Raw genomic sequence first — 26,145 nt, forward strand, 5'->3', positions numbered from 1 at the left:
CGATGGCAGGCAGCAGCGCGCAGACAAACCCTAGCGCGACAGCGCCATATCCGAGGGTGCGTCGCTTGCGACCGAGGCCGTCAGTTGGGCGCGCTTGCGCATGATCATGTCGGCGATGCGCCCCATCGCCAGCCCGCGCATGAGAAAGCTGAGCGGAATGAACGTCCATAATGTCAGACCCCAGACCATGCTGTGCGGCGACGACCAAACGAACGCCCCGGCCTGTTCGGCCGCGACCACGGCCACGACAGGGACCAGAAATGGCGTGCAAAGACCTAAGATAACGTTAACGCGTCCGTCCCGGCGCAACCGTTTGATCACGTCGCCGCCGGCGGTGGGGTCGAATGTGGGCAGGTTGACCCAGACATTGAACGCAAAGCCGCGGGCCGGCCAGCTATGGAACCGTACCAGCATCGCGAACGCGACGATCGCGGTCAGAGAGATCAACAGCGACAGCCCGGCCATCGCCCGGATCTTGATCAACAGGATCGGCGACAGGCCGTCGGGCAGATGGCTCATGACCAGATGGATCGGCCCGTACCGGAACCCCGCAAGATCGGCGACAAACAGGCCAAGCGCCGTGGCGACGCTGGCCAGGTTCGACTCGCCCGGCTGTGTCTTGAGCACGAGGCTGAGAAAGAACAAGAGCAGGAACAGGGCCAGAATGCGCACCCGGTTGAAAGGCGGCGCGTCGCGAAACTCGACCAGGCCGGGAAAGGTCGTGGCGTATTCGAACGCGATGAATGCACCCAGGATGAGGCCAACCAGCATCACGACCTGTGCCGCCTCGGGTGTGGACCCGGGGATCAAAAGGGACGGGGTCGCGATCACGACAAGCGTGATGAACCCCCTCAGCACAGCACCTGCCAGCTGGGAAAACACTGTTTCTACCTCAATACCAAGAGCCGGTTTCTCCGACTTTTTGCATTTGAATGGGTCGCGCCTGTGACCTGCTCCGTCCAATTTTGGGAAAATTGGACAAAACTCCGGAACGCGTGCCCGAATTTTGCCACAAAACTGCCCAGATTGGCGGTTTTTGGCAAGAAAACCTTTTCCATCAATGACAAACGCCCCGCACAATGGCGGGGCGGGTGTGCCCGAAATGCATCAGTGATCGGTGTCTGGGGCCTAGACCCAGGGGCGCTCCTGCGCGGATTTGGTCTCGAACGCCTCGATGGCGGGGGCTTTTTCCAGGCTGAGGCCGATATCGTCCAGCCCGTTGAGCAGGCAGTGCTTTCGGAAGGGATCGACATCGAAGCTGATCGAGCCGCCATCGGGGCCGGTGATGGTCTGGTTTTCCAGATCCACGGTGATGACCGCATTGGCCCCCCGCTCGGCGTCGTCCATCAGCTTGTCGACCTCCTCCTGCGGCAGGGCAATCGGCAGGATGCCGTTCTTGAAGCAGTTGTTGAAGAAGATATCCGCAAAACTGGGCGCGATCACGCAGCGGATGCCGAAATCGAGCAGCGCCCAAGGCGCATGTTCCCGCGACGATCCGCAGCCGAAATTGTCGCCCGCGACCAGGATCTGCGCGTCGCGATAGGCGGGCTTGTTCAGCACGAAATCGGGGATCTCGTTGCCGTCATCGTCGTAGCGCATTTCGTCGAACAGGTTCACGCCAAGGCCCGAGCGTTTGATCGTTTTCAGAAACTGCTTGGGGATGATCATGTCGGTGTCGACATTGATCAGCGGCAGCGGTGCGGCGATTCCGGTCAGCTTGGTGAACTTGTCCATCGGGCTCTCCTCTCGGTCGGGTGTGTCGATAGCCTGCGCGGGGCGCATCGGCAAGGGATCGCGGCCGACTCAGGGCACTTCGAAGGTCAGGCTGGCCCAAAGGGTGCGCCACTCGGCGCCAGCGGCGGGGTCCATCGGTTCGATCGCGACCGAGTCCACCAAATATTGGTGCCCGGACTCGACGGGCAAGATGGCGATCCCATCGGCATCCGTGCGATGCAGGGTGATGTCGATCGCACCATCCGGCGCCTCGCGGAACAATTCGATCTGCGCATCGGCACGCACCACGCCATCGAGCCAGAGTTGCACCGGCATCCCCGCGCTCAGGTCGTCCGTATAGGGATTGGCAAGCGCGACCAGTTCCGTCCGCATCCCCATGACGCGATCCGCGCCCGTGCCATTGCCCACCGCGATCAGCGATTTCGCGAAGCGTAAGTAATGTTCCTGCACGTCGATCCGGTCGAGCCCGCGCGCGGCCTGCATTGCGGCCGCATCTCCGAGGTCCTTTTGGTCCACAAAGCGGACGAACTGTTCCCATGTTCCCCAGGTCAGGTCGAAGGCCGTCGTCTCGTAGACCAGAATGGCCAGGCCCTCGGGCATCTCGTCGATGGAAAACGCGGGCATGTCGCCGATGCGTGCATCGACCGGCAGCGGCACACCCCCGCTCACCACGTCAATCCGCACGGTTCGGCGCGGTATATAGGCCTGGGGCACGCCGCGAAACTCGGTTCCGACGCGCAATTGGGCCGCGGCGGTGCCGCCCGGCGCGACGCGATAGGATGCCGGGTCGATCCACAATTCATGGGCCGCGACCTTGTCGCCGAGCGAAATCGCGGCAAGTGTGGCGGCGCACAGGCAACGCAGCATCGGAACGTCCTTTCTCATGTCGGCTCTGACCATCACCCGCCGCGTGCTGCTGTCAATGGTTCTGGTCTTCACGGTTCTTCCAGCAGCAGCGCACGAAATCCGCCCCACCATCGCGGATGTCGAGGTGGGCGGCGACCGGGTCACCATGATGCTGACCGTGACGCTGGAGAGCCTGATCGCAGGGATCGACCTGTCCGAGGTCGAGAACACCAACAATGCCCCCGAGGCCGCGATCTATGACCGCTTGCGCGCGCTTGGCCCCGTACCGCTCGAGGCGGCGCTGCGCAACGCCTGGCCGCGTATCCGGCAGGGTTTCCTGATCGAGGTTGCGGGCGAACGGCTGCCCCCCGAGATCGTATCGGTCGCCATCCCGGCCGTGGGCAATCTCGATCTGCCGCGCGACTCGATCCTGACGGTGGGCGCCGATCTGCCGCCGGGCGATGCCGGTGTCCGCCTCGGCCTCGCGCCGCGGTTCGGCACCTTCATTCCGCGGCAGATCGGCGCCGGCGAGGATGCCTATGAGGGGTTTCTCGATGGCGGCGCGCTGACCCCCGAGATCTCGCGCGCCCAGGTGTTGACCGAAGGGGCCGGGGCGCTTTTCCTGCGCTATGTCGGCGCCGGGTTCGAACACATCGTCCCGCTGGGAATGGATCACATCCTGTTCGTGCTGGGCCTGTTCTTTTTCGCGACGCAGCTCGGCCCCCTGTTGTGGCAAGTCACCGCCTTCACGGTCGCGCACACCATCACGCTCGCCTTGGCGGCGACCGGGGTCGTGACCGTCCCCGCCAGCATCGTCGAGCCCTTGATCGCGGCGACAATCGTTTTCGTCGGCATCGAAAACACGCTCGGTTTTGGCACGGTCAAGGGGCGCACGGCGCTGGTCTTTGTCTTCGGCCTGCTTCACGGACTGGGCTTTGCCAGTGTCCTGGGCGACTACGGCATCGCCTCGGGGCGGTTCCTCTACGCGTTGGTCGGGTTCAATATCGGGGTCGAATTCGGGCAACTCGCCGTCATCCTGATCGCGTTCTCGCTGGTGGGCTGGTTCATGTCGCGGGCGTGGTATCGCAAGGCCATCGCCATCCCGGCCTCGCTGGTGATCGCGTGCATCGGCGCCTGGTGGGTGGTCGAGCGCACGATCCTCTGACGGGCCTCTGACGGGCCTTTCGCCTGCCCTGCGAGAGGCGTAAGGCAAACACATGCGTGCGTTTCTGTTCGAAAACCGGCGTTGGCTGGCCACCGGCGTCCTGCTGACCTTCGGCTCGTCCTTTGGACAGACATGGTTCATCTCGCTCTTCGCGGGCGGCATCCGCGACGCCCATGACCTCAGCGACGGGCAATGGGGCGGCCTCTACACCATTGCCACCCTGTCCTCGGCCGCGCTGCTGCTCAGCCGCGGGGGCCTGGCCGACACCATGCCGCTGTCGCGCCTTGTGACGCTGGTGTCCGCCCTGTTCGCCCTCGCCTGTCTCGGCATGGCTTTGGGGCAGTCGGTCTGGATCCTGGGGCTATCCGTGTTCCTGTTGCGATTCTGCGGGCAGGGGATGTTCACCCATATGGGCATCACGGCGATGGGCCGTTGGTTTGTCGCCACACGGGGCAAGGCCGTGTCCATTGCCAATCTGGGCCACCCCCTGGGCGAGGTGGCGCTGCCGCTTGGCGTTGTGCTGCTGATCGGCTGGATCGGCTGGCGGGCCACATGGGGTGTCACCGCCATCGTGATCCTCGTCGTTTTGCTGCCGCTCTTGCTGTGGCTGTTGGGGCGGGAACGCGCCCCAACCGGTCAGGCCCATGTCACGGGCAGCCCTGGCCTGGGGGCCCGTCATTGGCGGCGGGCCGAGGTGGTGCGCCACTGGCTGTTCTGGGCGTTGATCCCGATGATCCTGACGCCCGGTTTCATCGGAACGGTCGTCTTCTTTCACCAGGCCCATGTGGCCGAGGTGAAGGGTTGGAGCCTGATTTCCATGGCCCCGGCCTACCCGGCATTCGCGGGCACAACCGTGGTGATGTCGCTGGTCGCGGGTTGGGCGGCGGACCGGTTCGGCCCCGAGCGGCTGTTGCCGGTTCTGCTCATCCCGATGGGGCTGGCCATGTTCCTGATCGGCCCCGCCACGACGCCGGTGATGTGGGTGCTGGCCCTCGGCATCGTGGGGATCAGCCAGGGCCTGTCGGGCGCGCTTTGGGGCGCGTTCCTGCCGGCGGCCTATGGCACCGACAACCTGGGCGCTGTGCGCGCGACCGTGACGGCGGTGATGGTGGTGTCCACGGCGATCGGACCGGGGATCACCGGGGTTCTGATCGACCGTGGGGTGAGCTTTCCACAACAGGGCGCGGCCATGGGCCTGTGGTGTCTGGCGCTGTCCGTGGCCATGGTGCCGGTCCTTTTGCGCTATCGGCGCGAGCTGCGGGCCGGCTAGCGAAAATCGTCGAACCCGATCCGCCGCGCGATCCGCGCCAGGGGGGACCCCTTGGGCGGGCGCCGCCTTTTGAAGAACGGCCGGATGCGCGAGGCATAAAGGTGCAGGCACAGGGTGTTCTCCGTCACCCAGTGATCCAGCGTGCCGCGCGGATCGAAATAGAGATCGCCCAACCACCAGGGGATCGGATTGAGTGCTTCTTGCGGCAAGGCATGGGCGATCTCGCCCGTTTTGGTCAGTGCGTGGCTGTGGGCGATGGGGCCAAAGGCATTGCCAACCAGACGGGCGGTTTCCGCCTGCCTATCCCGTGGGCGGGCCTTGCGGATCGTCGCCTGGTGGGCCGGCTCCAACCACGGAAACACCGTGGCCGGGTCGGCAAAGGCAGCCTGTAGCATGGCCAGCCCCGGCGACGTGTCCGGCACCCGCAGGACCGCATTGTTGATCCAGTCGCCCTCCTGCCGACCGATCAGATAGCCCTGCCGGGGCCACAGGGGGTGCAGGCCGATCACATCGGTATCGGCCCAGATCATCGGGGTGCGCCGCATCAGGTGCAGGCGAAACACATCGGACAAAGGCGCTGGCGGCAAGACGCCGAGGGACGCGCCGATCTCGGGCCAGACCTCTGCGGCGGGCATGGCCGTGACCCCGTCCGGCACCTCGGGCGCGGGGTCATCTCCGGCATGAAACAGCGTCACCGGGTGCCCGAGCGCCACGAAACTGGCAAGCGACAACTTGTCGATCCAGCGCAGGCGCGGGCCGATCCAGAAACTGGCGATTTCGGGCAGGTCGCTCATCCGGGCCGCCCCCCAAACGCAAACGGGGCCACGAAAGGACCCCGTTTCCATCGCCCTGCGAGAGGGATGCCTGCGGCCCCATACCCGAGGACCGCATGCATCTCGATCAGCTCGCGCACATCGGTCAGATGGCCCGTCACGGCGGCGGCGGCGGCCATGGCCGGGCTCATCAGGTGGGTGCGCCCGCCGCGGCCCTGACGCCCCTCGAAATTGCGGTTCGAGGTGGCCGCGCAGCGCTCGCCCGGGGCCAGTTGGTCGGGGTTCATGGCAAGGCACATGGAACAGCCCGCAAGGCGCCATTCGAATCCGGCCTCCTTGAAGATGTCAGCCAGCCCCTCCTCCTCGGCCTGGGCCCGCACAAGGCCCGAGCCTGGCACGACCATGGCGCGGATGCCGTCCTTGATTTTCTTGCCTTTCACCACGGCGGCGGCGGCGCGCAGGTCTTCGATCCGGCCATTGGTACAGGAGCCGATGAACACCGTGTCGATGGCGATATCCTTGAGCGGCGTCCCCGGTTTCAGCCCCATGTAATCGAGCGAGCGCTTGGCTGCCTCGACCTTGCCGCCCGCAAAAGCCTCGGGTGCAGGCACAACATCGGTGATCGGCAGAACATCCTCGGGCGAGGTGCCCCAGGTCACGCTGGGGGCGATATCCTCGCCACGGATGGTCACGACCTTGTCCCAATGGGCGTCTTCGTCGGAATAAAGCGTCTTCCACCAGGCCAGCGCGGCCTCCCACTGGGCGCCCTTCGGCGCGTGGGGGCGGCCCTTTACATAGGCATAGGTCGTCTCGTCCGGCGCGATCAGGCCGGCACGGGCGCCGCCCTCGATCGCCATGTTGCAGATCGTCATGCGGCCTTCCATCGACAGGCTGCGGATCGCCTCGCCGCAATACTCGATGACATAGCCGGTGCCTCCGGCGGTGCCGGTCTCGCCGATGATGGTCAGGACGATATCCTTGGCCGTGACGCCCGGCGCCAGTTGCCCGGTGATCTCGACCTTCATGTTCTTGGATTTCTTCTGGATCAGCGTCTGCGTGGCCAGCACGTGCTCGACCTCGGAGGTGCCGATGCCATGCGCCAGCGCGCCGAAGGCGCCGTGCGTGGCCGTATGGCTGTCACCGCAGACCACGGTCATGCCCGGCAGGGTCCAGCCCTGTTCGGGGCCGACGATATGCACGATCCCCTGGCGCACATCGGTCACCGGGTAGTAGTGGATGCCGAAATCGCGCGCGTTCTGGTCCAGCGCGGCCACCTGGATGCGGCTGTCCTCGGTCATGTTTTCGGGGTTTTCGCGCCCCTCGGTCGTGGGCACGTTATGGTCGGGCACCGCAATCGTCTTGTCGGGCGCGCGCACCGTGCGGCCCGCCATGCGCAGCCCTTCGAAGGCCTGGGGGCTGGTCACTTCATGGACCAGGTGGCGGTCGATATACAGCAGGCTGGTGCCATCCTCGGCCTCATGCACGAGGTGGGCGTCCCAGATCTTGTCATAGAGCGTTTTGGGGGCCATCGGTCAGTCTCCGGATGGGCGGGAAATGGTCGTCGGTTCGGCTGGGGTGTCAGGCCGTGCCTAGGTGCCCGAGGACGCTGCAACGCGCGCCGAAAAAGCGCCATGGCAGGCGCGCCCGATCGTCCATGTCGAAAACCCGTTTCATGCGGACGGGATACACATGCGCCCGGCCCTTGCCAAGTGTCACGCTTGGCGAAACCCTGGCTGGGCCCTAGGGTCGAAAGGGGCAGCAGAAAGGACCGCGATGGAGCCCGAGACGGAAACGCCGGACGCCCCACTTTCCGAGGCAACGCCCCTCGAGCAGTTGACCCTCGCCTTCGAGGGCCTGCTGGACCAGGGCAGCGTGTTCGCCGAGGGCCTGTTGCGGCCCTGGAACGCCTATCAGGTCGCCATCGCGCTGGGCCTGATCGCGCTGGCCTGGGTTCTGACACGGGCGTTCGGCCCGCGCATCCGCGCCTGGATGGCCTCGCGCGAGGGGTGGCCAACCTGGCGGATGCGCATCCTCGTGATCGTTCACCGCCGGTTGTTCCTGATCTTCTTCGTGCTGCTGCTCTGGTCGGTCGTGCTGATCATGCGCGAAGTGACGTGGCCGTCGCGCAGTTACCTGCTCTCGGTCTTTGCCGAACTGGCGACCGCCTGGTTGTTCGTGGCGGTCGTGGCGCGTCTTATCCGGTCGCCCGTGCTGCGCAGTCTCGCCCGCTATGGGGCGTGGATCTACGTGACCATCGCCATCCTGAACCTGCGCGAAGAGGTCGGGGCGCTGCTCGATTCGGTGGGGTTCAGCCTTGGGGGGATACGCCTGTCGCTGCTTGGCCTGCTGCAGGCTGTCCTGTTTGTCGCGCTTCTTGTCATGGCGGCCCGGTTCCTGACGCGCACATCAACCGCCCGGATCGAAAAGAACGAAGACCTCTCGCCCTCGATGCGGGTGCTCGTGGTCAAGGCCATTCAGGTTCTTCTCTACGGTGCGGCGATCTATATCGGGCTGCGCGCATCTGGGGTGGATCTGACCGGATTGGCGGTGCTGTCTGGCGCCATCGGCGTCGGCCTTGGCTTTGGTCTGCAAAAGGTGGTGTCGAACCTGGTCTCAGGCGTGATCATCCTGCTGGACAAGTCGATCAAGCCGGGCGACGTCATCAGCCTTGGTGACACGTTCGGATGGATCCAGACCCTTGGAGCCCGCTATGCCAGTGTCGTGACGCGGGACGGCAAGGAATACCTGATCCCGAACGAGGACCTGATCACGAACCAGGTGGTAAACTGGTCGCATACGAACGAGTTCGTGCGCCTCGATATCCATTTCGGCACCTCCTATGGTGATGATCCGCATCTGGTGCGTCGCATCGCCATCGAGGCCGCGATGGCGGTCGACCGTGTGCTGACCGATCGCAAGCCGGTCTGCCATATCATCGGCTTTGGCGATTCCAGTGTCGATTACATCCTGCGCTTCTGGATCCGCGATCCGACCGGTGGGCTGACCAATATCCGCGGCAACGTCTTCCTCGCGCTGTGGGATGCGTTTCAGGAAAACGGCATCTCGATCCCCTTTCCGCAGCGCGAGGTTCGGATGCTGGGCGACTCGACGCCGCCAGGCAGGTGATCCAGCGGTGCGGCTGTCGCCGCATTGCTTTTTTTGGGTGAATGGGGGCTTTGCCCCCAAACCCCCAGCATATTTCATCGGATAAAGATCGGGTCAGAGGGACATCGTGGTGCTGAGCATCTGCGGGTCGAGGCGCAGGTCGATCACGTGCAGGCCGCCGGACCGGGCGGTTTCGAACGCCGCGGCGAACTGTGCGGTTTCGGTCACGGTGTGCCCCGTGCCGCCATAGGCCGCGGCGAGCGCGGCATAGTCGGGGTTGAACAGGTCGGTCCCCGAGACACGACCGGGGTATTCCCGTTCCTGGTGCATGCGGATCGTGCCGTAGCGCCCGTTATTGGCGACGATGACGATGATGTCGGCGCCGTATTGACGGGCGGTGGACAGTTCCTGCAGCGTCATCTGCAGGCAGCCATCCCCGGCCAGGCAGATCACCGGACGATCGGGATGCTGCAGCTTGGCCGAGACGGCGGCAGGCAGGCCATAGCCCATTGACCCGGATGTCGGGGCGAGTTGCGTGCCAAAGCGGCGAAAGCGGTAGTAGCGGTGCAGAAACGCGGCATAATTGCCCGCGCCATTGGTGAGGATCGCATCAGGTCCGGCGTGATCGCGCAGCCAGCAGATCACCTCTTCCAGCTTCACGGCGCCGGGGGTTTCTTGCGGGGTCTGCCACGCCTCGTAGTCGGCCCGCGCCTCGATGGCACCACGGTCGGTGTCTGGTTCCTCGGGCAAACGCTCCAACAGCGGGGACAAGGCGTCGCGTGGGTCGCACACAAGCGACAGCGCGGTCGGATAGACCTTGTTGGGCATCCCCGGGTCCGGCGCGATCTGGATGATCTCAGGCGCTGTCGCCGGGTCGAGCAGGGTGAAGTCCTTCGTAGTGATATCATTCAACTCCGCGCCCAACAGCAGGATCGCGTCGGCTTGCGACAGGCGCGTGCCCAGCTTGGGGTTCATGCCCACGCCCAGATCGCCGGCATAGTTCGGGTGGTCGTTGTCGATGTAATCCTGCCGGCGGAACGTGACGGCGATGGGCGCGTCCAGCCGTTTCGCCAGTTCGGCGGCCTTTTCGGCGGCCTCGGCACTCCACAGCGACCCGCCTGCTATGATCATCGGGCGTTCGGCCGTGCGCAGTGTCTCGGAAATCCGGCCAATGTGGGCGTCGGACAGCCCGCTTTCCGGCTTGGCCCCGATGATCCCGGTGGCCGGCGCCTTGGCCTCGGCCGACAGCACATCCTCGGGCAGGGCGATGACGACGGGGCCGGGGCGGCCCGATGTCGCGATGGCAAAGGCGCGGTCCACATATTCGGCCAGGCGGTCGGTGCGCTCGACCTCGGCCACCCATTTGACCAGCGACCCGAAGACCGCGCGATAGTTCACCTCCTGGAACACGTCGCGGTCGCGATGTTTCAGCGGCACCTGTCCCACGAAACAGACCAGCGGCGTGGCGTCATGCATGGCGATATGCAGGCCCGCACTGGCATTGGTCGCGCCGGGGCCTCGCGTGACGAAAAGCACACCGGGGGCACCCGTCATCTTGCCATGGGCTTCGGCCATCATGGCCGCGCCGCCCTCTTGCCGGCAGACGATGTTCTGGATGTCGTGTTCATAAAGACCGTCCAGCGCCGCGAGGAAACTTTCACCCGGAACCGAGAAGACCCTGTCGACCCCATGTGTTGCCAGTCGATCGGCCAGGATCTTTCCGCCGTGATGGTTGGACATGTCTCTCTCCCGCGATAGGTGCGTTGGATCGGTTTGTGATCGGAGGATGAGACCTTGTCCAGTGGCAGGCTTTTGGGAATTTGCGGCTCGCTCAGGGCGGGATCGTTCAATCGGAAACTGATGCGAGAGGCCGCGCGCCTTTTCGACCCGGCCGAATTCGCCGAGGGCGATCTGAGGTTTCCCTTGTATGACGGTGATCTCGAAGAGGCCGAGGGCATCCCGCCCGAGGTGCAGGCACTGGCCGATCAGATCGCGCAGGCCGATGCGGTCGTGATCGCGGGGCCCGAATACAACAAGGCACTGTCGGGCGTTTTGAAGAACGCGCTCGACTGGGTCAGCCGTACCAAAGGCAACCCGTGGAAGGACAAGCCCGTCGCCATCATGTCGGCCACTGGCGGGCGCGCAGGCGGCGAGCGCACGCAATTTTCGTTGCGCCTGGCGATGGTGCCGTTCCAGCCGCTGATCCTGCAGGGGCCCGAGGTGCTGGTGGGGATCACCGACAGCCAGTTCGACGCGGACGGCCGGTTGATCAACGAGATCAATCTCAAGGCGTTGGAGGCGCTGATGGCTCGCCTGCGGGTCGAGGCCCGGTTGACCTGACGGATCGGGGGCCGGGCCAGCGCCCGTCGTCGCGCGATCGCGCCTAGCGCATGCTGGCGTCGGGTTTGAACAGGTCCGGTATCGTATCGCGGCCGTCCAGCACCAGATCGGCCATCATTTGCGCCACGATGGGCGCTATGCCAAAGCCGATCTTGAAGCCGCCATTGGCGATGTACTGGCCTTCATGCAGCGGGTGCGGCCCCAGCATCGGTGCCCGCGACCGGGCGCGGGGGCGCAGGCCCGCCCACCGTTTGATCACCGGGGCCTCGGCCAGCGCGGGGCACGCGGCGCGCGCCTTGGCGATCACCGCGTCAAGTTGATCGTCCGTGGTGTCGGGCGCGTCGAACGCGCGTTCCGAGGTCGAGCCGATGGCCGTGGTCCCATCGGCATGCGGCACGATATGGACGGCATCCGCGAACAATTGCGGGCGACCCCGCAGATCGGCATCCAGCAGCGCGGCCTGCCCCTTGACCGCCGAGCCGATGATCTTCTGTCCTGCCAGACCGTTCAACTCCAGCAATCCGGCGACGCCGGTGGCATGGATGACCCGCCCCTCTGCGGCCCCGTCCGTCACGATCTCGGCCCCCTTGCGTCGCAGTGCCTCGGCCAGGGTCGCGGTCGCGTGACGGGGATGCATGCGGGCGGTCAGCGTGTCGAAAATGACAAGGCCGGTGGGCGAGACGACGGGGATGCCGGCGTCTTCTGCCGGGATGACGCGCCACGCGTAGCGGCCTTTCCACAGGTCCCTTGCGGTTTCGGCGCGAGCCCGTGCCAGCGCGACGGCGCGATCGTCCATCAGCGGCTGAATGCGGCCGAGGCGGGCATAGCCGGGATCGCGCCCGGCGATCTGGGCCGTCTCGCGCCAGAATGCCTCGGCAATGTCGAGGCTTTGAAACTGGATTTCCTTCTTGTCGTTCCAGTTTTCCGGCACATGCGGCGCAAGTGCGCCGACCAGCCCGTTGGACGCCCTCTGGCCAACGCCATTCGGGTCGATTACCCGCACGGATGCCCCCCGCGCGCGACAGGCCCAGGCGATGGCAAGGCCAAAGGCTCCGGCCCCGAATATGGTGACGTCCCTCATTGCGCATGGCCTCCGTTCGGTTAACTCTCGCGCGCGTTGGCGCGGGGTGTAGGGGAACCGATGGCGGAGAACCAGAGAACGCAAGGTCACGGGCTGGACTGGCGCGGAGGGGTGCCGATCTCGACGCGGTTCGATGACCCGTTCTATTCGTTGGACAACGGCCTGGACGAGACGCGCCATGTCTTTTTGGCCGGCAATGACCTGCCCGCAAGGTTTCGGCCCGGATTTCGCGTGGCCGAACTGGGGTTCGGGACGGGATTGAACCTTGTCGCGGCGCATGCGGCCTGGGTGGCGGACGGTCGCGCCGATCCGCTGCGCTTTACCAGTTTCGAGGCGTTTCCGGTTGCGCCGGAGGAGGCGCTGCGCGCGCTTTCCCATTTCCCCGAGGCCGCACCCCTGGCCCCCCTGATCGCCGAGGCGCTGGCGGGATCGGGCCGGATCGAAACGCTCATGCTGGATTTCACGCTGGTGCGCGGCGACGCGCGCGATACGCTGCCCAGCTGGGGCGGGGGGGCGGATGCATGGTTCCTCGACGGGTTTTCCCCCGCCAAGAACCCCGAGCTTTGGGAGCCCCCACTGATGCAGGCCGTGTTCGACCACACCGCGCCCGGGGGGACATGCGCCACCTATTCCGCCGCCGGGGCCGTACGCCGTGCCTTGGCCGAGGCGGGTTTTGTCATCGAGCGGCGGCCCGGCTACGGGCGCAAGCGGCACATGAGTGTCGGGGTGCGGCCATGAGCGCGGACAACACGCGCCTGGGCATCTGGCTGATGGTGGCCACGACCTTCGTCTTTGCGATGCAGGACGGGATCAGCCGCCACCTCGCCGGCGAATACAACGTGCTGATGGTCGTGATGATCCGGTACTGGTTCTTTGCCGCCTTCGTCATCGCGGTGGCGGTGCGCAAGGCCGGTGGCCTGCGCGCGGCGGCGGCGACCGAGCAGCCACTTGTGCAGGCGTTTCGCGGGGTGCTGCTGGCCACCGAGATCTGCGTGATGATCCTGGCCTTTGTTCTGCTGGGCCTGATCGAAAGCCATGCGGTGTTCACCTCCTACCCGCTGTTGATCGCCGCCCTTTCGGGCCCGGTTCTGGGCGAAAGGGTGGGCTGGCGCCGGTGGGCGGCCATCGCGGTCGGGTTCGTGGGCGTGCTGATCATTCTGCAGCCGGGGATGCGGGTGTTCCAGATCGAGGCGCTGATCCCCTTGGCCGCGGCCTTCATGTTTGCGCTCTACGGGTTGCTGACCCGCTATGTCGCGCGCAAGGACTCGGCGGCGACGAGCTTTTTCTGGACGGGAACGACCGGGGCCGTGGTGATGACCGCCGTCGGCCTGTGGTTCTGGGAACCGATGAGCGCCCCGGACTGGGGCTGGATGGCCCTGCTCTGCGTCACGGGGGCGGGCGGGCATTTCCTGCTGATCAAGACCTATGAACTGGCCGAGGCCAGCGCCGTGCAGCCCTTTGCCTATCTGCAACTGGTCTTTGCCTCGGCCCTCGGCTTGCTGGTGTTCGGCGAAACGCTGGAGACGAATGTGGTGATCGGGGCGGGTCTGGTCGTTTCGGCCGGGCTGTTCACCTTGTGGCGGCAGCGGCAGAAGGAACTGCGAGACTAGGGTTTGCGCCGTCTTCGACGTCGCCCGGGGAAGGCGCGGCCTCACGCCCCGTTGGGGCGATCGCCCGCGCCTGGCGGCATGCGCCGCCGGGGCCGCTACCGGGCCAGCCGTTCGGACAGACCAAGCGTGGGCAGCACGCCGGTCAATTGCGCCTCGTAGATCGGCAGGCTTTCGGTCACGCGCATGATGTAGTTGCGCGTTTCGGTGAAGGGGATCGCCTCGATCCAATCCACGATGGCGTCCTGGTCCAGCCCGCGCGGATCGCCAAACCGCTCGATCCACTGGTTGGCGCGGCCGGGGCCCGCGTTGTAGCCGGCCGAGACCAGCACCGGATTGCCGCCATAGCTGTCGATCAGCCCTGCGATATAGGTGCTGCCCAACAGCACGTTATAGGCCGGGTCGGTGCGCAGCCGGGCCTCGGAGAAGGGCAGTCCCAAAAGGCGCGCGGTATCGGCCCCTGTTCCCGGCATCACCTGCATCAACCCGATGGCCCCCGCAAAACTGACGACATCGGGGTCGAATTCCGATTCGCGGCGGGCGATCGACAGGGCAAAGGCCTGGGGCGCCGGCAAGTCGACGCCTTCCAGATCCGCGATGGGGTAATAGGCGCGCATGATCTCGAATCCGCTCTGGGCGGCGCGCTTGGCGATCTTGAGGGCCAGATGCGGGTCGCCCAGGTCGAGCGCGAAATCGCCCAGCATGCCGGCCTCGTCGCGGGTCAGGCTTTCGGTCAGATGGGTCAGGAAGCGTTCGGCCAGGTTGCGCTGACCGGCCTCGTACAACAAGAGCGCTGCATGAAACACGGTCGAGTTCGTGAAATCGGCCGCGCGCCAATCGCCGTAGTCGGTATCGGCCAGAAAGGCCGGATCGACCGGCAGGCCGCCGCGTTCGGCCGCGAGTTGCCCGTAAAAGCTGGACTGGTTGCGCGCGCCAAGGGCATAGGCCAAACCCGCCGCCTCGGCATCGCCGCGCGCCTCATGCGCGCGGCCCAGCCAGTAGCCGGCCCGACCGGCCGAAATGGGCGAAAAGACGGTGTCGCGAAACGCCTCGAAATGGCCGACGGCGATGTCGGGCCTGCCGTCGCGCAGGGCGCAATACCCGGCGATCCATTCAAGATCGGCAAAGGCCAAATAGTCATCATCGCGGGCGACGAAATGATTGGCCGCATAGTCGTAACACAGCCCGAACTGCCCCTCGCGGGCGACATCGCGGGCCAGATCGGCGCGCCGGTCGGCCCATGCCGCCGGTCGGCCCAGGGCCTCGGCCGAGGTCGAGTATTCCAGCATCAACGCGCCCGCCGTATCCCAGAACCCCGACCGGACGCGCCACAGGAAGCGTTCGAACGCCAGCCCGGGATGGTCGCTCAGATCGGCCGGAACGGCCTCGATCAGATCGTCGACGCCGGGGCGCCGTTCGCGCAGCGCCAACCGCGCGTCGGCCAGCGCGCGCCAGGCATCGGGCACTAGGGGGTACATGGCACGGGCCCGATCCTCGGCCCCTTCCCACAACAGATGGTCGAGGCGCCGAATATGCAGATCGCCGCTATTGAGAACATCGCCAAAGGCCGCGCGCAGATCGCCGGCGGTGCCGCTGCTCAGGGTCAGGGTCGTCCAGGCGCGGATGGCCTCGGCCTCGGCCGCATCGGTGTCGCCCTGCGCGCTGAGGGCCCGCGCCAGGGCAAGGGCGCCACCCCCGGTTTGCGGGAGTTGAGGCTCGAAATAGGCGATCACCTGGGTCGGCTCGGCCCCGACCGGGATGGAGGATTCGCCACGCGTGCGCAGATAGGGCAATCCGGGCCAATCCGCGTTGCGATCGAGAAAGGCGATGTAGTCGTCGAACGCGGCCCCGCCGCGGCGCAGTCGTGTCCACTCGACCACGTCCAGCGCGATGGGATCGTCGATCGCGCCGGTCGCCTCGGCGGCCAGGGTCAGATCGCCTTGCGCCAAGGCATCGAGCGCCAATCCCAGCGCTTCGGGCGTCGCGCTTGCGGGCGGTGGCGCGAGCGCCGCAAAAATGGCTGTGCCGATCGTACTTAGCAGACGGCGCATCGGCCCCTCCGGTCTGGTTTGCCTTCCTGTCAGGATGGGCGGCGCGTGTCTTTCATGCAACTCAAGAACTTGGCATTTGCAGGCGGCAGGGGTAGGTTCCGCCGCAATTCGACAAGGGCCGCAGCCACGCGGCCCGCGATCAGGAAAAGGACCTGCGCGATGTTCAAAGGCTCGATGCCCGCCCTCGTCACCCCGTTCACGGACGGCAAGGTGGATTTCGAGGCGCTCAAAGCGCTGGCCGAATGGCAGATCGCCGAAGGGTCGCACGGTCTGGTGCCGGTGGGCACCACGGGCGAGTCGCCCACCTTGTCCCATGACGAGCATGAGCAGGTGATCGAGGCCGTGGTGCAGGCCGCTGCCGGCCGGGTACCCGTGATCGCGGGGGCAGGCTCGAACAATACGGTCGAGGCCATCCGCTTTGTCGAGCATGCCAAGGCGGTCGGCGCAGACGCGGCCCTCGTCGTCACCCCCTATTACAACAAGCCCACGCAAAAGGGCCTGATCGCCCATTTCAGCGCGCTGAACGAGATCGGTATCCCGATCATCATCTACAACATCCCGCCGCGCTCGGTGGTCGACATGGTCCCCGCGACCATGGGCGAATTGGCCAAGCTGCCGAACATCGTGGGCGTCAAGGACGCGACCGGCGATCTGGCCCGCGTGCCCAAGCAGCGCATCGCCTGCGGTACCGATTTCGTCCAACTGTCGGGTGAAGATGCGACGGCCATCGGCTTCAACGCCCAGGGCGGTCGCGGATGCATCAGCGTCACGGCCAATGTCGCCCCGACGCTTTGTGCCCAGATGCAAGAGGCGACGCTGGCCGGTGACTATGCCACGGCGCTGGACTACCAGGACAAGCTGATGCCCCTGCACGAGGCGATCTTTGCCGAACCGGGCGTGTGTGGCGCGAAATATGGCCTTTCGGTCCTCGGCAAGTGTTCGGACGAGGTGCGCCTGCCCCTGACGGGCCTGGATGACACTACCAAGCAAAAGATCCAGGCGGCCATGCGCTATGCCGGGATCATCAGCTAGGGTGGCCGCGCGCCGCGCGGGCGAGGTCGCGCTGACCTTCGATCCGGCCGACCGCGCCGAGGCCGGCGTCACCTTCATCGGGCATATCCGGTCGACCTGGTCGCAGGGCAACGCGCCGCGCAACCTGCGCACCGCGCGCGAAAGCGGCGAGGCAGCGCGGATCGAGCTGTTGCCGGATTATGTCGGGGGACTGCTGGGCCTCGAGGTCGGGCGCGCGATCCAGGTGATGTACTGGGTCGATCGCGGTGAACGCCGTCTGATCGTGCAGAACCCGCGCCATGCCGACGGCGCGCGCGGGGTGTTCGCGATCCGCAGCCCGGTACGCCCCAACCCGATCGCGCTTGGGACGGTGGTGATCACCTCGCTCGACCGCGCCACCGGGGTGATCGGGATAGACGCCACGGACGCCTTCGACGGCACGCCGGTTCTGGACATCAAGCCATGGATTCCGACGGTTGATGTGCCGCCGGGCTGGCAGCCCGAGGGCTGAACGCTTATATCCGCCTCCCATGGCCAAGAAACCCGACACCCCGAATTACAAGGTCGTCGCCGAAAACCGGCGCGCACGCTACGATTACGCCATCGAGGACGATCTCGAGGTGGGGATCGTTCTGGAAGGGTCCGAGGTCAAAAGCCTGCGCGAGGGCGGGGCCAACATCGCCGAAAGCTACGCCAATGTCGAAGACGGAGAGTTGTGGCTGATCAACAGCTACGTCGCGCCTTATGTGCAGGCCAAGACCTTCGGCCACGAAGAAAAACGCCGCCGCAAACTGCTCGCGTCGAAAAAGGAATTGTCCAAGCTGTGGAATGCCACGCAGCGGCAGGGCATGACGTTGGTTCCCCTGGTGCTGTATTTCAACCACAAGGGCATCGCCAAGATGAAGATCGGCATCGCCAAGGGCAAGAAAACCGCTGACAAGCGCGAAACCAGCGCCAAGCGCGATTGGCAGCGGCAGAAACAGCGTCTGCTCAAGCAGAACGGCTGAGGCGCGGCGTCCCCTTGCGGAAATGCGCCTTGCCGCTTACGCCTATTCCCAGGTGAGGATCAAAGCGACGAGGGCCGATATGGGCAAGCCGATCACGGGGGACGACCCCAAGACCCTGGTTTCGACCGAGTGGCTGGCCGCGCATCTGGACGATCCGGATCTGCGCATCCTCGATGCATCCTATTATCTGCCCGAAATGGGGCGCGACGCGAAGGCCGAGTATGACGCGGCCCATATTCCGGGCGCGCGGTTCTTCGATATCGACGATATCGCCGATGCCCGCAGCGACCTGCCCCACATGGCCGCCCCCCCCGAAAAATTCATGAGCCGCATGCGGTCGCTCGGTGTTGGCGACGGGCACCAGATTGTCGTCTATGACGCGGTCGGCCTGTTTTCGGCGGCGCGTGCGTGGTGGAATTTCCGCCTGATGGGCAAGACGGATGTCGCGGTCTTGGACGGCGGCCTGCCCAAATGGCAGGCCGAGGGCCGCCCGATCGAGGACATGGCCCCGATCATCCGGGATCGTCACTTTACCGCGCAACGGCAGGCCCATCTTGTAAAAGATGTCACGCAGGTCGCGGCCGCCTCCAAACTGGGGGATTGGCAGATCGTTGATGCCCGCTCCGAGGGGCGTTTCCGCGGCACCGAGCCCGAGGTTCGGGAAGGGCTGCGGTCGGGACGCATCCCCAATTCGCTCGGCGTGCATTACGCCAGCCTCCTGAACGAGGACGGCACCCTCAAGGATGGGGACGCCTTGCGCGCCGCCTTCGAGGCCGGGGGCGTGGATATCGAAAAGCGCACGATCACCACCTGTGGCTCGGGCGTCACCGCCGCGATCCTGATGCTGGGGCTTGCGCGTCTGGGCAATGGCGACGTGGCGCTTTACGACGGGTCATGGTCGGAATGGGGCCAGTTCGACCAACTCAAGGTCGAAACCGGATGAGCGTCATCCCGGCGGGAACCGAGGTTGCCTATACGATCACCTATCTCGAGATGACCGACAGGCCCGATTGGCCCGTCCCGGCCTTGCCCGAGGGGGTCCGGCTGGAGCGAGCGATCAACCCGCCGGTCTGGTATTTCCTGTCGCTCTATGACGCCGTGGGCCGCGACTACGAATGGCGCGACCGGTTCGATCAGGCCGAGCAGACCCCCGCCGCGCTGGCCTCGTTCGTGGCCGACCCTGATGTCATGCTCTGGACCGCGCTGGCCGATGGCTGGCCGCAGGGGTTCTTTCAACTCGATGCGCGGCAGCCGGGCACCTGCGATCTGGCCTATTTCGGCATGGTGCCCGAGGCGGTCGGGCGCGGTCTTGGGGGCGTGCTGCTGAAAACCGCGATCGCCATGGGCTGGTCCTTGCCCGGTGTCCTGCGCATGACCGTGAACACCTGCACGCTGGACCACCCACGCGCCCTGGACCTGTACAAGAAGGTGGGTTTTCGCCCGATCCGCACCGAGGATTGCACCCGCACCCTTGTGCGCGACCGGGACACGTCCCGCCACCCCGCCTGAGGCACCTTCATGTTCGAGACGCTGACCCCGCCGCCACAGGACAGGATCATCGATATCATGGGCCTTTATGCCGCCGATGCCCGGCCCGAAAAGGTCGATCTCGGCGTCGGCGTCTACCGCACCGAGGGCGGGCGCACCCCGGTCATGGCCGCCGTCAAGGCCGCCGAGGCACGGATCCTGCAAGCGCAGGAGAGCAAGGGCTACGTCGCGCTGGCCGGTGATGCCGGCTTCCATGCCGCGATGCGCGGTCTGATCCTGGGCGATGCGGTCACGCCCGAACGGGTCGCCGCCTGCGCAACACCGGGGGGCACCGGGGCCATTCGGCAAGTGTTGGAAATGGTGCAACGCCTGACGCCTCAGGCGCGTATCTGGGTGCCCAGCCCAAGCTGGCCCAACCATGCCGCGATCATTGGGCATCTAGGGCTGACGCAGGTTGATTACCGCTACTACGATGTCGACGCCGGCGGGGTCGACCGCGACGGAATGCTGGCCGATCTGGCGGGCGCCAAACGGGGCGACATCGTTCTGCTCCATGGTTGCTGCCACAACCCGACCGGCGCCGACCTGGCCGCGCCGGATTGGGTCGATCTGGCGGACGTGTTCGCGGCGACCGGCGCCATTCCTTTTGTGGATATCGCCTATCAAGGCTTTGGCGACGGGCTGGACGAGGACGCGGCAGGCCTGCGGTCGCTGGCCGCGCGCGTGCCCGAGATGCTGATCGCGGCCAGTTGCTCGAAGAATTTCGGCCTCTACCGCGAACGGGTGGGCATCGTCCTCGCCGTGACCGACCTCGGTCAGGCACGCGCAGCCGCCGCCGCGATGCTGGCGCATCTCAACCGGCAATCCTATGCGTTTCCGCCCGATCACGGCGCGCGGGTGGTCGAGACGATCCTGACCGATGCCGAGTTGACCGCCCAGTGGCGCGCAGAACTCGACGCGATGCGGACCCGCATGACCGCCAACCGCCGTACCTTGGCCGAGGCGCTGCGGGCCGAGACGGGATCTGACCGCTTCGGCTTCGTCGCGGCGCAACGTGGGATGTTCTCTCTCCTGCCGGTGACCGAGGCGCAGGTGGCGCAACTGCGCGAGGATCACGCCATCTACCTTGTCTCGGACGGGCGGATGAACGTGGCGGGGCTGACGGCGGAAACCATCCCGCGGGTCGCCCGCGCCATCGCACAGGTGTTGGCCTAGGGCTTGTCAGACCGTTTCCAGGGGCGTAAGGGGGCCGCTGTCCCCTGTGGGGCCAAGTCTCCGAGCACCTTGTAAAAACGGATCACAACATGACCTCCCGTTACCTTCCTGGTATTCTTGCCATGGCGGCGATTGTCGTCGCGTCGAATATCCTTGTTCAGTTCCTCTTCGGCCAATGGCTGACTTGTGGCGCGTTCACTTACCCGCTGGCCTTTCTCGTCACCGATATCATGAACCGCGTGTACGGTGTGCAAGCCGCGCGGCGCGTTGTTTTCGTTGGCTTTCTGACCGGCGTCGCCTGTTCGCTGATCGGCACGCAGATCATGGGCGAGTTTGGCCCGCTGGTGACGCTGCGCATCGCGCTGGGCAGTGGGCTTGCCTTCCTCACCGCGCAGCTGCTGGACGTCGCCATCTTCGACCGTCTTCGCGGCGGGAAATGGTGGCAAGCGCCTGTTTTCTCTAGCGTTATCGGCTCGTCCGTCGATACGGCGCTGTTCTTCAGTATCGCGTTCTCGGCCAGCCTGACCTTCCTTGAACCCGCCAATGACGTGTCCTGGGCGGCGGAGGTTCTGCCGATCCTGGGCGCAGGCCCCGAGGCCCCGCTTTGGGTGTCGCTGGCCATCGCGGACTGGGGTGTCAAACTTGCCCTCGCCTTGATCGCGCTGGTGCCGTTTCGCCTGATTACGCGCCGTTTGATGGCACAGGTTGCGTAAAAAGTTTTGACAACCACGAAATCTGTGGCAGGCTGAGCTCAACAGCAACGTAGTGAAAGGAGGTGATCCAGTGTCTAGAGAAGCATTGGAGAAGTGGGTCGGGACAGCTTGGGAGGTGCGCCTTTAAGGCAACCCTTGGGGGCGAAACCCCCTCTCAAGTGGGCGTGTCCTAACCGCACCCCACCTCCGGATTTCTCGAAAGGGCCGTGTCGCAAGACGCGGCCCTTTTTCGCTTTGCCGGGCTGAATCCGCGCGTCACACCCGGTACACAGGCTGTACACACCCTGTACATACGCGCGCCCGCACCGTCCCGGAGGCCCCGATGCCCCTGACCATCACCGACACGATCCAGATCGAGGATTGGGAGATCATCGAACAGTTCATCCGCGCGGGCGGGCCGGGCGGCCAGAACGTCAACAAGGTGTCGAGCGCGGTGGAACTGCGGTTCGAGGCCGCGCGCTCGCCCAACCTGCCCGACCCGGTCAAGCGGCGGCTGCAACGGCTGGCCGGACGGCGCTGGACGAAAGAGGGCGCGGTGGTGATCCAGGTGACCGAGGAACGGTCACAGGCGCGCAACCGCGAGATCGCGCGCGAGCGTCTGGCGGCGCTGATCCGTCAGGCGACGGTGCGGCCCAAACCCCGGATCAAGACGCGCGTGTCGCTGAACCAAAAGCGCAAGCGGGTGGAGGCGAAGAAGAAACGCGCCGAGGTGAAGGCGTTGCGGGGGAAGGTGAAGTGAAAAAATATCGGTGAAACACCGAACGGTTGCGCTTAACTCCGAGTATATTATTTTGTTAAATGAAGATCCTAAGGCTATGGTGGCAAAAGTGGAGCAAGAGACTAAGGAAATTGCCGCACAGGCAGCGGCACAGTTGATCAAGGATGGACTAGGCGCCATTTTTGACAGTCTGAATGACAAGCTCAGCCTTGGCAGAGCCCAGTTCATAGAGGGTTTTGAGAGATATTGCTCTCACATGTATGCGAAGAACACTCAAATAAGAACTCTTCATTCAAAAAACGCACCAGTTTCTCTTTTTGATATTTACGTTGAGTCAAGTTTTGAGGTGGGGGAGGATTTTTTTGACAAGGAACGATTTTCGGAAAAGGAGCTTGTAACAAACTTTGTTAATGGGCAGCGAGTGATTGTCAAGGGTAATGGGGGTTCCGGAAAAACTGTCTTCCTTAAACACCTTTGGGTAAGCCTTCTAAAACAAAAAAAGGAAAAAATTCCAGTTTTTGTCGAACTGCGCCGCTTGAATGATCTTCAAACAATAAACGTGAAGTCCTTCTGCCGGTCTGAGTTGCAAGCTGAAAGCGTACTTACAAACGGTGTCTTTGAAAAGCTCTGTGAGAGGGGGCGCTTTTCATTCATTTTTGATGGCTTTGATGAGGTGGTTCGCGACAAGAGAAGAATTGTAGAGCGGCAAATTATCGAACTAGCCGACAGTTATCGAGACTGTAGCTTTTTGGTGTCGGGCCGAGAAGACGATAGATTTTCTTCTTGGAGTGACTTTGAGGTGTATACAGTCGCGCCCCTAAGTATTGAGGAGGTGCGCGAGCTGATTGAAAAGATAAGATTCGATACGAAGGTAAAAAAGAAGTTTCTTGAGGCTCTTGATGAGGATTTTTACCAGCAACACAAGAGCTTTCTTTCAAGTCCGCTCCTTGCGGTAATGATGCTAATGACATTCAACGAAAACGCAACCATACCAAGTAAGCTCACAGGCTTTTATGATAGTGCGTTCCAAACTCTTCTTACTTGGCATGATGCCACAAAGGACTCATTCCAAAGGGATCGCGCCCTTTCTGTGGACGAGTTTCGGGTGGTTTTCTCTACTTTTGCGCTTCTATCGTATTACGATTCAGTCTTAGAGTTTAACGATTCAGAGCTGCGAAAATATATTGGTAAGGCGCTGCGCTACCATAAATTCCTTGCCGAAATCGAAGACGTCAGATTGGACTTTTGCGAGTCGGTAAACTTGCTTCAGCGCGACGGACTTAAGTATGTATTCGTCCATAGGTCTTTCCAAGAGTACTTTGCTGCCGAGTGTGCGATGCACGTGGTCTCAGGGAAGGCTGAAAAGTTTTTAGACGTTTTCTCAAAGCGACTTAGGGACAATGTCTTTCTTATGTGTTTTGAGCTACACCCGGAACTCACTTTTGACGCATATTTTGAGCCAAGGGTTTCGCGTTTCCACGAGTTCCATGATAAGTTAAAATTGGCCAAGACTGGAGTTGAATTCTTGGGTGATATTTATTCGGAGGTTCGTTATGAGTTTTTAGTGAGAGAGTCTGTTTCTGGTTTAATGAATATTGAATTTCAACCTGCGCACGATGCGTCTGGTATGCTTGATTTCATTGATGCGTGTCAAAGGCTTCGCTCCGACTGGCCGTATGGCTCTGCGGTGAGCGTGATGCATAAAATCTTTTATGACTTCTTAAGAAGCGCCATACGAAAGGCTGCGCCACAGAACTCCACTGAGATCGTCGTGCGTATCTCAATAAGCTTTGAGGATGGTAATTTTAAATTAAGCGTTCGAAATATAGGCCAGGAAAAGCTGGCGATTGATCAAGTGGCTAGTATCCGAAGCGATTTTCTTGACTCTTCTGACGTCTTGTTCAATCAGATTCGTACTGATGTTGGGGAAATATTTCAGGCGATTGGCAATTTTGTCGGTGAGCTTGAGAAAGATAGAGAGGAAAAATCAGCTTCAATTGATGATATTCTCGGTTTAGCCTAGACCACCACTTCAACGCGTTCCTGCTCGCCCACGCCGAACACTCTCTTGTACCGGGCGATCTCGTCTTCCGGCCCCATGGCCTTCTCGGGGTTGTCCGACAGCTTCACCGTCGGGCGGCCATTGGCGCTGACAGCCTTGCAGACCAGTGAAAACGGCGCAAGTGCGTCATCTGGTACCAACCCCCGGAAATCATTCGTCAAAAGCGTGCCCCAGCCAAAGCTGACCCGCACGCGGCCGGCGAATTGGGCGTGAAGCTCTTCGATCTTGTCCACGTCCAGACCGTCGGAGAAGATCACCAGTTTCTCGCGCGGGTCCTCGCCTCGGGATTTCCACCAGGCGATGGCGATCTCGGCCCCCTTGGCGGGGTCGCCGCTGTCGATGCGGATGCCTGTCCATTGCGTCAGCCAGTCGGGCGCGTGGGCGAGGAAGCCCTCGGTGCCGTAGGTGTCGGGCAGGATGATGCGCAGGTTGCCCGAATGCTCCTCGTGCCAATCGGACAGCACGTCATAGGGGGCGCGGGCGAGGTCGGCGTCGCTATCGGCCAGCGCGGCATAGACCATGGGCAGTTCATGGGCGTTGGTGCCGATCGCCTCGAGGTCGCGGTTTTTCGCGATGAGGCAGTTGGAGGTGCCGGTGAAGGCGTCGCCCAACCCCTCGGACATGGCTTGCACGGCCCAGTCCTGCCACAGGAAGGAATGGCGGCGGCGGGTGCCGAAATCGGCGATGCGCAGCCCGTCGATGGCGCGCAGGCGGTCGACCTTTTCCCAGAGCTTCGTCATGGCGCGGGCGTAGAGCACCTGAAGCTCGAACTTGCCCATATGGGCGAGGACGGCGCGGCTGCGCAGCTCCATCAACACGGCAAGCGCGGGGATTTCCCACAGCATGACCTCGGGCCAGAGGCCTTCGAAGGTCAGCTCGTACTGGTCGCCAATGCGTTCGAGGTGGTAGGGCGGCAGTTGCAGGTTTTCGAACCAGTCCATGAATTCGGGCGTGAACATCTGGCGTTTGCCGTAGAAGGTGTTGCCGCGCATCCAGGTGCTTTCGCCGCGCTTCAGGCGCAGGGTGCGGATGTGGTCGAGTTGTTCGCGCAACTCGCCCTCGTCGATCAGGTGGGCCAGCGGAATGCGCGTGGTGCGGTTGATGAGCGAAAAGGTGACCTGCGTGTGGCGGCGGTTGCGGAACACCGACTGGCACATCAGCAGTTTGTAGAAATCCGTGTCGATGAGCGACCGGACGATCGGGTCGATCTTCCATTTGTGATTGTAGACACGGGTGGCGATATCGACCATGGGGGCGTCTCCGGCTGATTGGAGACGGTTAGAGCAAAGGGCGCGGGTTGGATGCAAGGCCCCGTCAGTGCCGGACGCGCGCAAAGAGCGACACGAGAAGCGCCGTGCTCATCCCGAAGGTCAGGATGCCGGCCATGGCCGAGATGGCGCCGAAGATGGGCAGCCCATTGGGCAGGGTCACGTCGCCATAGCCGAGCGTGGTGTAGGTCACGAGCGAAAAGTAGAGCGCATCCCCGAACCGGGGCAACCCGTCGAAGACGACGATCAGGATGGCCCAAAGCGCCACCTGCAGCGTGTGCGACCCCGCGATGACGAGAAAAAGCCGCGCGGCGAGGGCAAGGCGCATGGCCGGGGTGGCGACGACGACACGCGACAGCCGCAACAGCACCAGCAGGTGGAGAAGGCAAGCGATCACGAAGACCGCCAGCCCTGCGAGGATCTGGCCGGACAGGGTCACCTTGCCTCGGGTGGACGCGGGCCGAAGCGGCCGTTCGCCATGCGGGCGATCGTGGCCGACAGGCCGCGGTGGCGTCCGTTGAGAAATCAGTACCTAGCCGCAGCACCGAGGGCAAGCAGGCCCCACATCAGGTACGTGACGGGATGTTGTCTGGTCATGCGCGCGCCTCAGTGAGCTGCACCAGCTTACGTCATTGCAATGATATCTCAATCTCTGCGAAGCCTCGTCAAACGGAGTGGCGCAAGATAAGGC

At 63.9% G+C, this 26,145-nt stretch carries 24 protein-coding genes and 1 pseudogene; 15 read left to right on the forward strand and 10 right to left on the reverse strand.

The genetic code is table 11. The annotated features are described in order from the left end of the window. Positions 1–30 precede the first annotated feature (30 nt). The 3 genes from ROSELON_RS18130 to ROSELON_RS05790 form a co-directional block, all read right to left on the reverse strand. Positions 31–858 (reverse strand): hypothetical protein, encoded by an 828-nt coding sequence (locus ROSELON_RS18130; RefSeq protein ID WP_245605420.1) that lies wholly within the window; start codon positions 856–858, stop codon positions 31–33. A 270-nt stretch (positions 859–1,128) separates the two neighbouring features. Next, positions 1,129–1,734, reverse strand: a complete 606-nt coding sequence (gene leuD / locus ROSELON_RS05785) for a 3-isopropylmalate dehydratase small subunit (RefSeq protein ID WP_025311482.1) — start codon at positions 1,732–1,734, stop codon at positions 1,129–1,131. A gap of 69 nt (positions 1,735–1,803) precedes the next feature. Continuing rightward, on the reverse strand, positions 1,804–2,619 hold the full coding sequence (locus tag ROSELON_RS05790) for a DUF4198 domain-containing protein (RefSeq protein WP_038650227.1): 816 nt from the start codon (positions 2,617–2,619) through the stop codon (positions 1,804–1,806). Here ROSELON_RS05790 and ROSELON_RS05795 point away from each other — a divergent pair. Together ROSELON_RS05795 and ROSELON_RS05800 are read left to right on the forward strand one after the other, a co-directional pair. After that, positions 2,618–3,745 carry a HupE/UreJ family protein gene (locus ROSELON_RS05795; protein WP_038650230.1) on the forward strand — a complete coding sequence of 376 codons (1,128 nt, stop codon included), beginning with the start codon at positions 2,618–2,620 and terminating at the stop codon, positions 3,743–3,745. The two genes, ROSELON_RS05790 and ROSELON_RS05795, sit on opposite strands and share 2 nt — an antisense overlap. Positions 3,746–3,797: 52 nt before the next feature. Further along, positions 3,798–5,015 carry an MFS transporter gene (locus ROSELON_RS05800; RefSeq protein WP_025311485.1) on the forward strand — a complete coding sequence of 406 codons (1,218 nt, stop codon included), beginning with the start codon at positions 3,798–3,800 and terminating at the stop codon, positions 5,013–5,015. Here ROSELON_RS05800 and ROSELON_RS05805 read toward each other — a convergent pair. Together ROSELON_RS05805 and leuC are read right to left on the reverse strand one after the other, a co-directional pair. Next, positions 5,012–5,809 (reverse strand): hypothetical protein, encoded by a 798-nt coding sequence (locus ROSELON_RS05805; protein WP_025311486.1) that lies wholly within the window; start codon positions 5,807–5,809, stop codon positions 5,012–5,014. The genes ROSELON_RS05800 and ROSELON_RS05805 overlap by 4 nt on opposite strands. A gap of 104 nt (positions 5,810–5,913) precedes the next feature. Continuing rightward, positions 5,914–7,317 (reverse strand): annotated as a pseudogene (gene leuC, locus ROSELON_RS05810) (3-isopropylmalate dehydratase large subunit); the annotation flags it as partial. A gap of 244 nt (positions 7,318–7,561) precedes the next feature. Between leuC and ROSELON_RS05815 the strand changes: the two are divergent. After that, entirely contained in the window at positions 7,562–8,914 is a 1,353-nt protein-coding gene (locus tag ROSELON_RS05815) for a mechanosensitive ion channel family protein (RefSeq protein WP_025311488.1), read from the forward strand. Between the two features lie 93 nt (positions 8,915–9,007). Here the strand turns inward: ROSELON_RS05815 and ROSELON_RS05820 are convergent, their stop codons facing one another. Next, a complete protein-coding gene (locus ROSELON_RS05820) occupies positions 9,008–10,633 on the reverse strand; it encodes a thiamine pyrophosphate-binding protein (RefSeq protein ID WP_025311489.1) in 1,626 nt (541 codons plus the stop codon). Positions 10,634–10,687: 54 nt separating this feature from the next. Here ROSELON_RS05820 and ROSELON_RS05825 point away from each other — a divergent pair, with 54 nt between their 5' ends. Then, a complete protein-coding gene (locus ROSELON_RS05825; protein WP_025311490.1) occupies positions 10,688–11,233 on the forward strand; it encodes an NADPH-dependent FMN reductase in 546 nt (181 codons plus the stop codon). Positions 11,234–11,276: 43 nt separating this feature from the next. Here the strand turns inward: ROSELON_RS05825 and ROSELON_RS05830 are convergent, their stop codons facing one another. Beyond that, complete coding sequence (locus ROSELON_RS05830; RefSeq protein ID WP_025311491.1) at positions 11,277–12,314, reverse strand: NAD(P)/FAD-dependent oxidoreductase; 1,038 nt, start codon at positions 12,312–12,314, stop codon at positions 11,277–11,279. A gap of 60 nt (positions 12,315–12,374) precedes the next feature. Between ROSELON_RS05830 and mnmD the strand changes: the two genes are divergently transcribed. Then, entirely contained in the window at positions 12,375–13,052 is a 678-nt protein-coding gene (gene mnmD / locus ROSELON_RS05835) for a tRNA (5-methylaminomethyl-2-thiouridine)(34)-methyltransferase MnmD (RefSeq protein WP_025311492.1), read from the forward strand. Continuing rightward, positions 13,049–13,924, forward strand: coding sequence for a DMT family transporter (locus ROSELON_RS05840; RefSeq protein WP_025311493.1), 876 nt, complete (start codon positions 13,049–13,051; stop codon positions 13,922–13,924). Before mnmD ends, ROSELON_RS05840 begins: the two co-directional genes overlap by 4 nt. Before the next feature lie 95 nt (positions 13,925–14,019). Here the strand turns inward: ROSELON_RS05840 and ROSELON_RS05845 are convergent, their stop codons facing one another. After that, a complete protein-coding gene (locus ROSELON_RS05845) occupies positions 14,020–15,972 on the reverse strand; it encodes a lytic transglycosylase domain-containing protein (protein ID WP_025311494.1) in 1,953 nt (650 codons plus the stop codon). Between the two features lie 159 nt (positions 15,973–16,131). Between ROSELON_RS05845 and dapA the strand changes: the two genes are divergently transcribed. The 9 genes from dapA (at position 16,132) to ROSELON_RS05890 (ending at position 24,147) form a co-directional block, all read left to right on the forward strand. Then, on the forward strand, positions 16,132–17,004 hold the full coding sequence (gene dapA, locus ROSELON_RS05850; RefSeq protein WP_025311495.1) for a 4-hydroxy-tetrahydrodipicolinate synthase: 873 nt from the start codon (positions 16,132–16,134) through the stop codon (positions 17,002–17,004). Between the two features lies 1 nt (position 17,005). Further along, entirely contained in the window at positions 17,006–17,494 is a 489-nt protein-coding gene (gene tsaA / locus ROSELON_RS05855; protein ID WP_025311496.1) for a tRNA (N6-threonylcarbamoyladenosine(37)-N6)-methyltransferase TrmO, read from the forward strand. Between the two features lie 19 nt (positions 17,495–17,513). Continuing rightward, positions 17,514–17,990, forward strand: a complete 477-nt coding sequence (gene smpB / locus ROSELON_RS05860; protein ID WP_025311497.1) for an SsrA-binding protein SmpB — start codon at positions 17,514–17,516, stop codon at positions 17,988–17,990. Between the two features lie 79 nt (positions 17,991–18,069). Further along, a complete protein-coding gene (gene sseA, locus ROSELON_RS05865; protein WP_025311498.1) occupies positions 18,070–18,933 on the forward strand; it encodes a 3-mercaptopyruvate sulfurtransferase in 864 nt (287 codons plus the stop codon). Beyond that, positions 18,930–19,499: a GNAT family N-acetyltransferase gene (locus ROSELON_RS05870; protein WP_025311499.1), complete on the forward strand. Its 570-nt coding sequence runs from the start codon at positions 18,930–18,932 to the stop codon at positions 19,497–19,499. The genes sseA and ROSELON_RS05870 overlap by 4 nt, the downstream gene beginning before the upstream one ends. A gap of 9 nt (positions 19,500–19,508) precedes the next feature. Further along, positions 19,509–20,693: an amino acid aminotransferase gene (locus ROSELON_RS05875; RefSeq protein WP_025311500.1), complete on the forward strand. Its 1,185-nt coding sequence runs from the start codon at positions 19,509–19,511 to the stop codon at positions 20,691–20,693. A gap of 89 nt (positions 20,694–20,782) precedes the next feature. Continuing rightward, a complete protein-coding gene (locus ROSELON_RS05880) occupies positions 20,783–21,406 on the forward strand; it encodes a queuosine precursor transporter (protein ID WP_025311501.1) in 624 nt (207 codons plus the stop codon). 322 nt (positions 21,407–21,728) lie between these two features. Continuing rightward, on the forward strand, positions 21,729–22,145 hold the full coding sequence (gene arfB, locus ROSELON_RS05885; RefSeq protein ID WP_025311502.1) for an alternative ribosome rescue aminoacyl-tRNA hydrolase ArfB: 417 nt from the start codon (positions 21,729–21,731) through the stop codon (positions 22,143–22,145). A gap of 76 nt (positions 22,146–22,221) precedes the next feature. Next, positions 22,222–24,147 (forward strand): NACHT domain-containing protein, encoded by a 1,926-nt coding sequence (locus ROSELON_RS05890; RefSeq protein WP_025311503.1) that lies wholly within the window; start codon positions 22,222–22,224, stop codon positions 24,145–24,147. Here ROSELON_RS05890 and pncB read toward each other — a convergent pair. Both pncB and ROSELON_RS05900 read right to left on the reverse strand, forming a co-directional pair. Next, the gene (gene pncB / locus ROSELON_RS05895) at positions 24,144–25,436 is read right to left on the reverse strand and encodes a nicotinate phosphoribosyltransferase (RefSeq protein WP_025311504.1); all 1,293 of its coding nucleotides are present in this window, start codon (positions 25,434–25,436) and stop codon (positions 24,144–24,146) included. The two genes, ROSELON_RS05890 and pncB, sit on opposite strands and share 4 nt — an antisense overlap. Before the next feature lie 64 nt (positions 25,437–25,500). Continuing rightward, positions 25,501–25,893 carry a potassium channel family protein gene (locus tag ROSELON_RS05900; protein ID WP_025311505.1) on the reverse strand — a complete coding sequence of 131 codons (393 nt, stop codon included), beginning with the start codon at positions 25,891–25,893 and terminating at the stop codon, positions 25,501–25,503. Between the last annotated feature and the right edge of the window lie 252 nt (positions 25,894–26,145).

It is taken from the genome of Roseibacterium elongatum DSM 19469 (genome assembly GCF_000590925.1).
GTDB classification, from domain to species: domain Bacteria; phylum Pseudomonadota; class Alphaproteobacteria; order Rhodobacterales; family Rhodobacteraceae; genus Roseibacterium; species Roseibacterium elongatum.

Bases quoted from the DNA above. Each gene is read 5' to 3' on its own strand.
- ROSELON_RS05875 (WP_025311500.1), top strand. From the start codon at position 19,509: ATGTTCGAGACGCTGACCCCGCCGCCACAGGACAGGATCATCGATATC.
- dapA (WP_025311495.1), top strand. From the start codon at position 16,132: ATGTTCAAAGGCTCGATGCCCGCCCTCGTCACCCCGTTCACGGACGGC.
- ROSELON_RS05830 (WP_025311491.1), bottom strand. From the start codon at position 12,314: ATGAGGGACGTCACCATATTCGGGGCCGGAGCCTTTGGCCTTGCCATC.
- ROSELON_RS05845 (WP_025311494.1), bottom strand. From the start codon at position 15,972: ATGCGCCGTCTGCTAAGTACGATCGGCACAGCCATTTTTGCGGCGCTC.
- ROSELON_RS05800 (WP_025311485.1), top strand. From the start codon at position 3,798: ATGCGTGCGTTTCTGTTCGAAAACCGGCGTTGGCTGGCCACCGGCGTC.
- ROSELON_RS05890 (WP_025311503.1), top strand. From the start codon at position 22,222: ATGGTGGCAAAAGTGGAGCAAGAGACTAAGGAAATTGCCGCACAGGCA.
- ROSELON_RS05820 (WP_025311489.1), bottom strand. From the start codon at position 10,633: ATGTCCAACCATCACGGCGGAAAGATCCTGGCCGATCGACTGGCAACA.
- sseA (WP_025311498.1), top strand. From the start codon at position 18,070: ATGGGCAAGCCGATCACGGGGGACGACCCCAAGACCCTGGTTTCGACC.
- ROSELON_RS05805 (WP_025311486.1), bottom strand. From the start codon at position 5,809: ATGAGCGACCTGCCCGAAATCGCCAGTTTCTGGATCGGCCCGCGCCTG.
- smpB (WP_025311497.1), top strand. From the start codon at position 17,514: ATGGCCAAGAAACCCGACACCCCGAATTACAAGGTCGTCGCCGAAAAC.
- ROSELON_RS05870 (WP_025311499.1), top strand. From the start codon at position 18,930: ATGAGCGTCATCCCGGCGGGAACCGAGGTTGCCTATACGATCACCTAT.
- mnmD (WP_025311492.1), top strand. From the start codon at position 12,375: ATGGCGGAGAACCAGAGAACGCAAGGTCACGGGCTGGACTGGCGCGGA.
- ROSELON_RS05790 (WP_038650227.1), bottom strand. From the start codon at position 2,619: ATGAGAAAGGACGTTCCGATGCTGCGTTGCCTGTGCGCCGCCACACTT.
- arfB (WP_025311502.1), top strand. From the start codon at position 21,729: ATGCCCCTGACCATCACCGACACGATCCAGATCGAGGATTGGGAGATC.
- ROSELON_RS05840 (WP_025311493.1), top strand. From the start codon at position 13,049: ATGAGCGCGGACAACACGCGCCTGGGCATCTGGCTGATGGTGGCCACG.
- ROSELON_RS05815 (WP_025311488.1), top strand. From the start codon at position 7,562: ATGGAGCCCGAGACGGAAACGCCGGACGCCCCACTTTCCGAGGCAACG.
- ROSELON_RS05880 (WP_025311501.1), top strand. From the start codon at position 20,783: ATGACCTCCCGTTACCTTCCTGGTATTCTTGCCATGGCGGCGATTGTC.
- ROSELON_RS05795 (WP_038650230.1), top strand. From the start codon at position 2,618: ATGTCGGCTCTGACCATCACCCGCCGCGTGCTGCTGTCAATGGTTCTG.
- leuD (WP_025311482.1), bottom strand. From the start codon at position 1,734: ATGGACAAGTTCACCAAGCTGACCGGAATCGCCGCACCGCTGCCGCTG.
- pncB (WP_025311504.1), bottom strand. From the start codon at position 25,436: ATGGTCGATATCGCCACCCGTGTCTACAATCACAAATGGAAGATCGAC.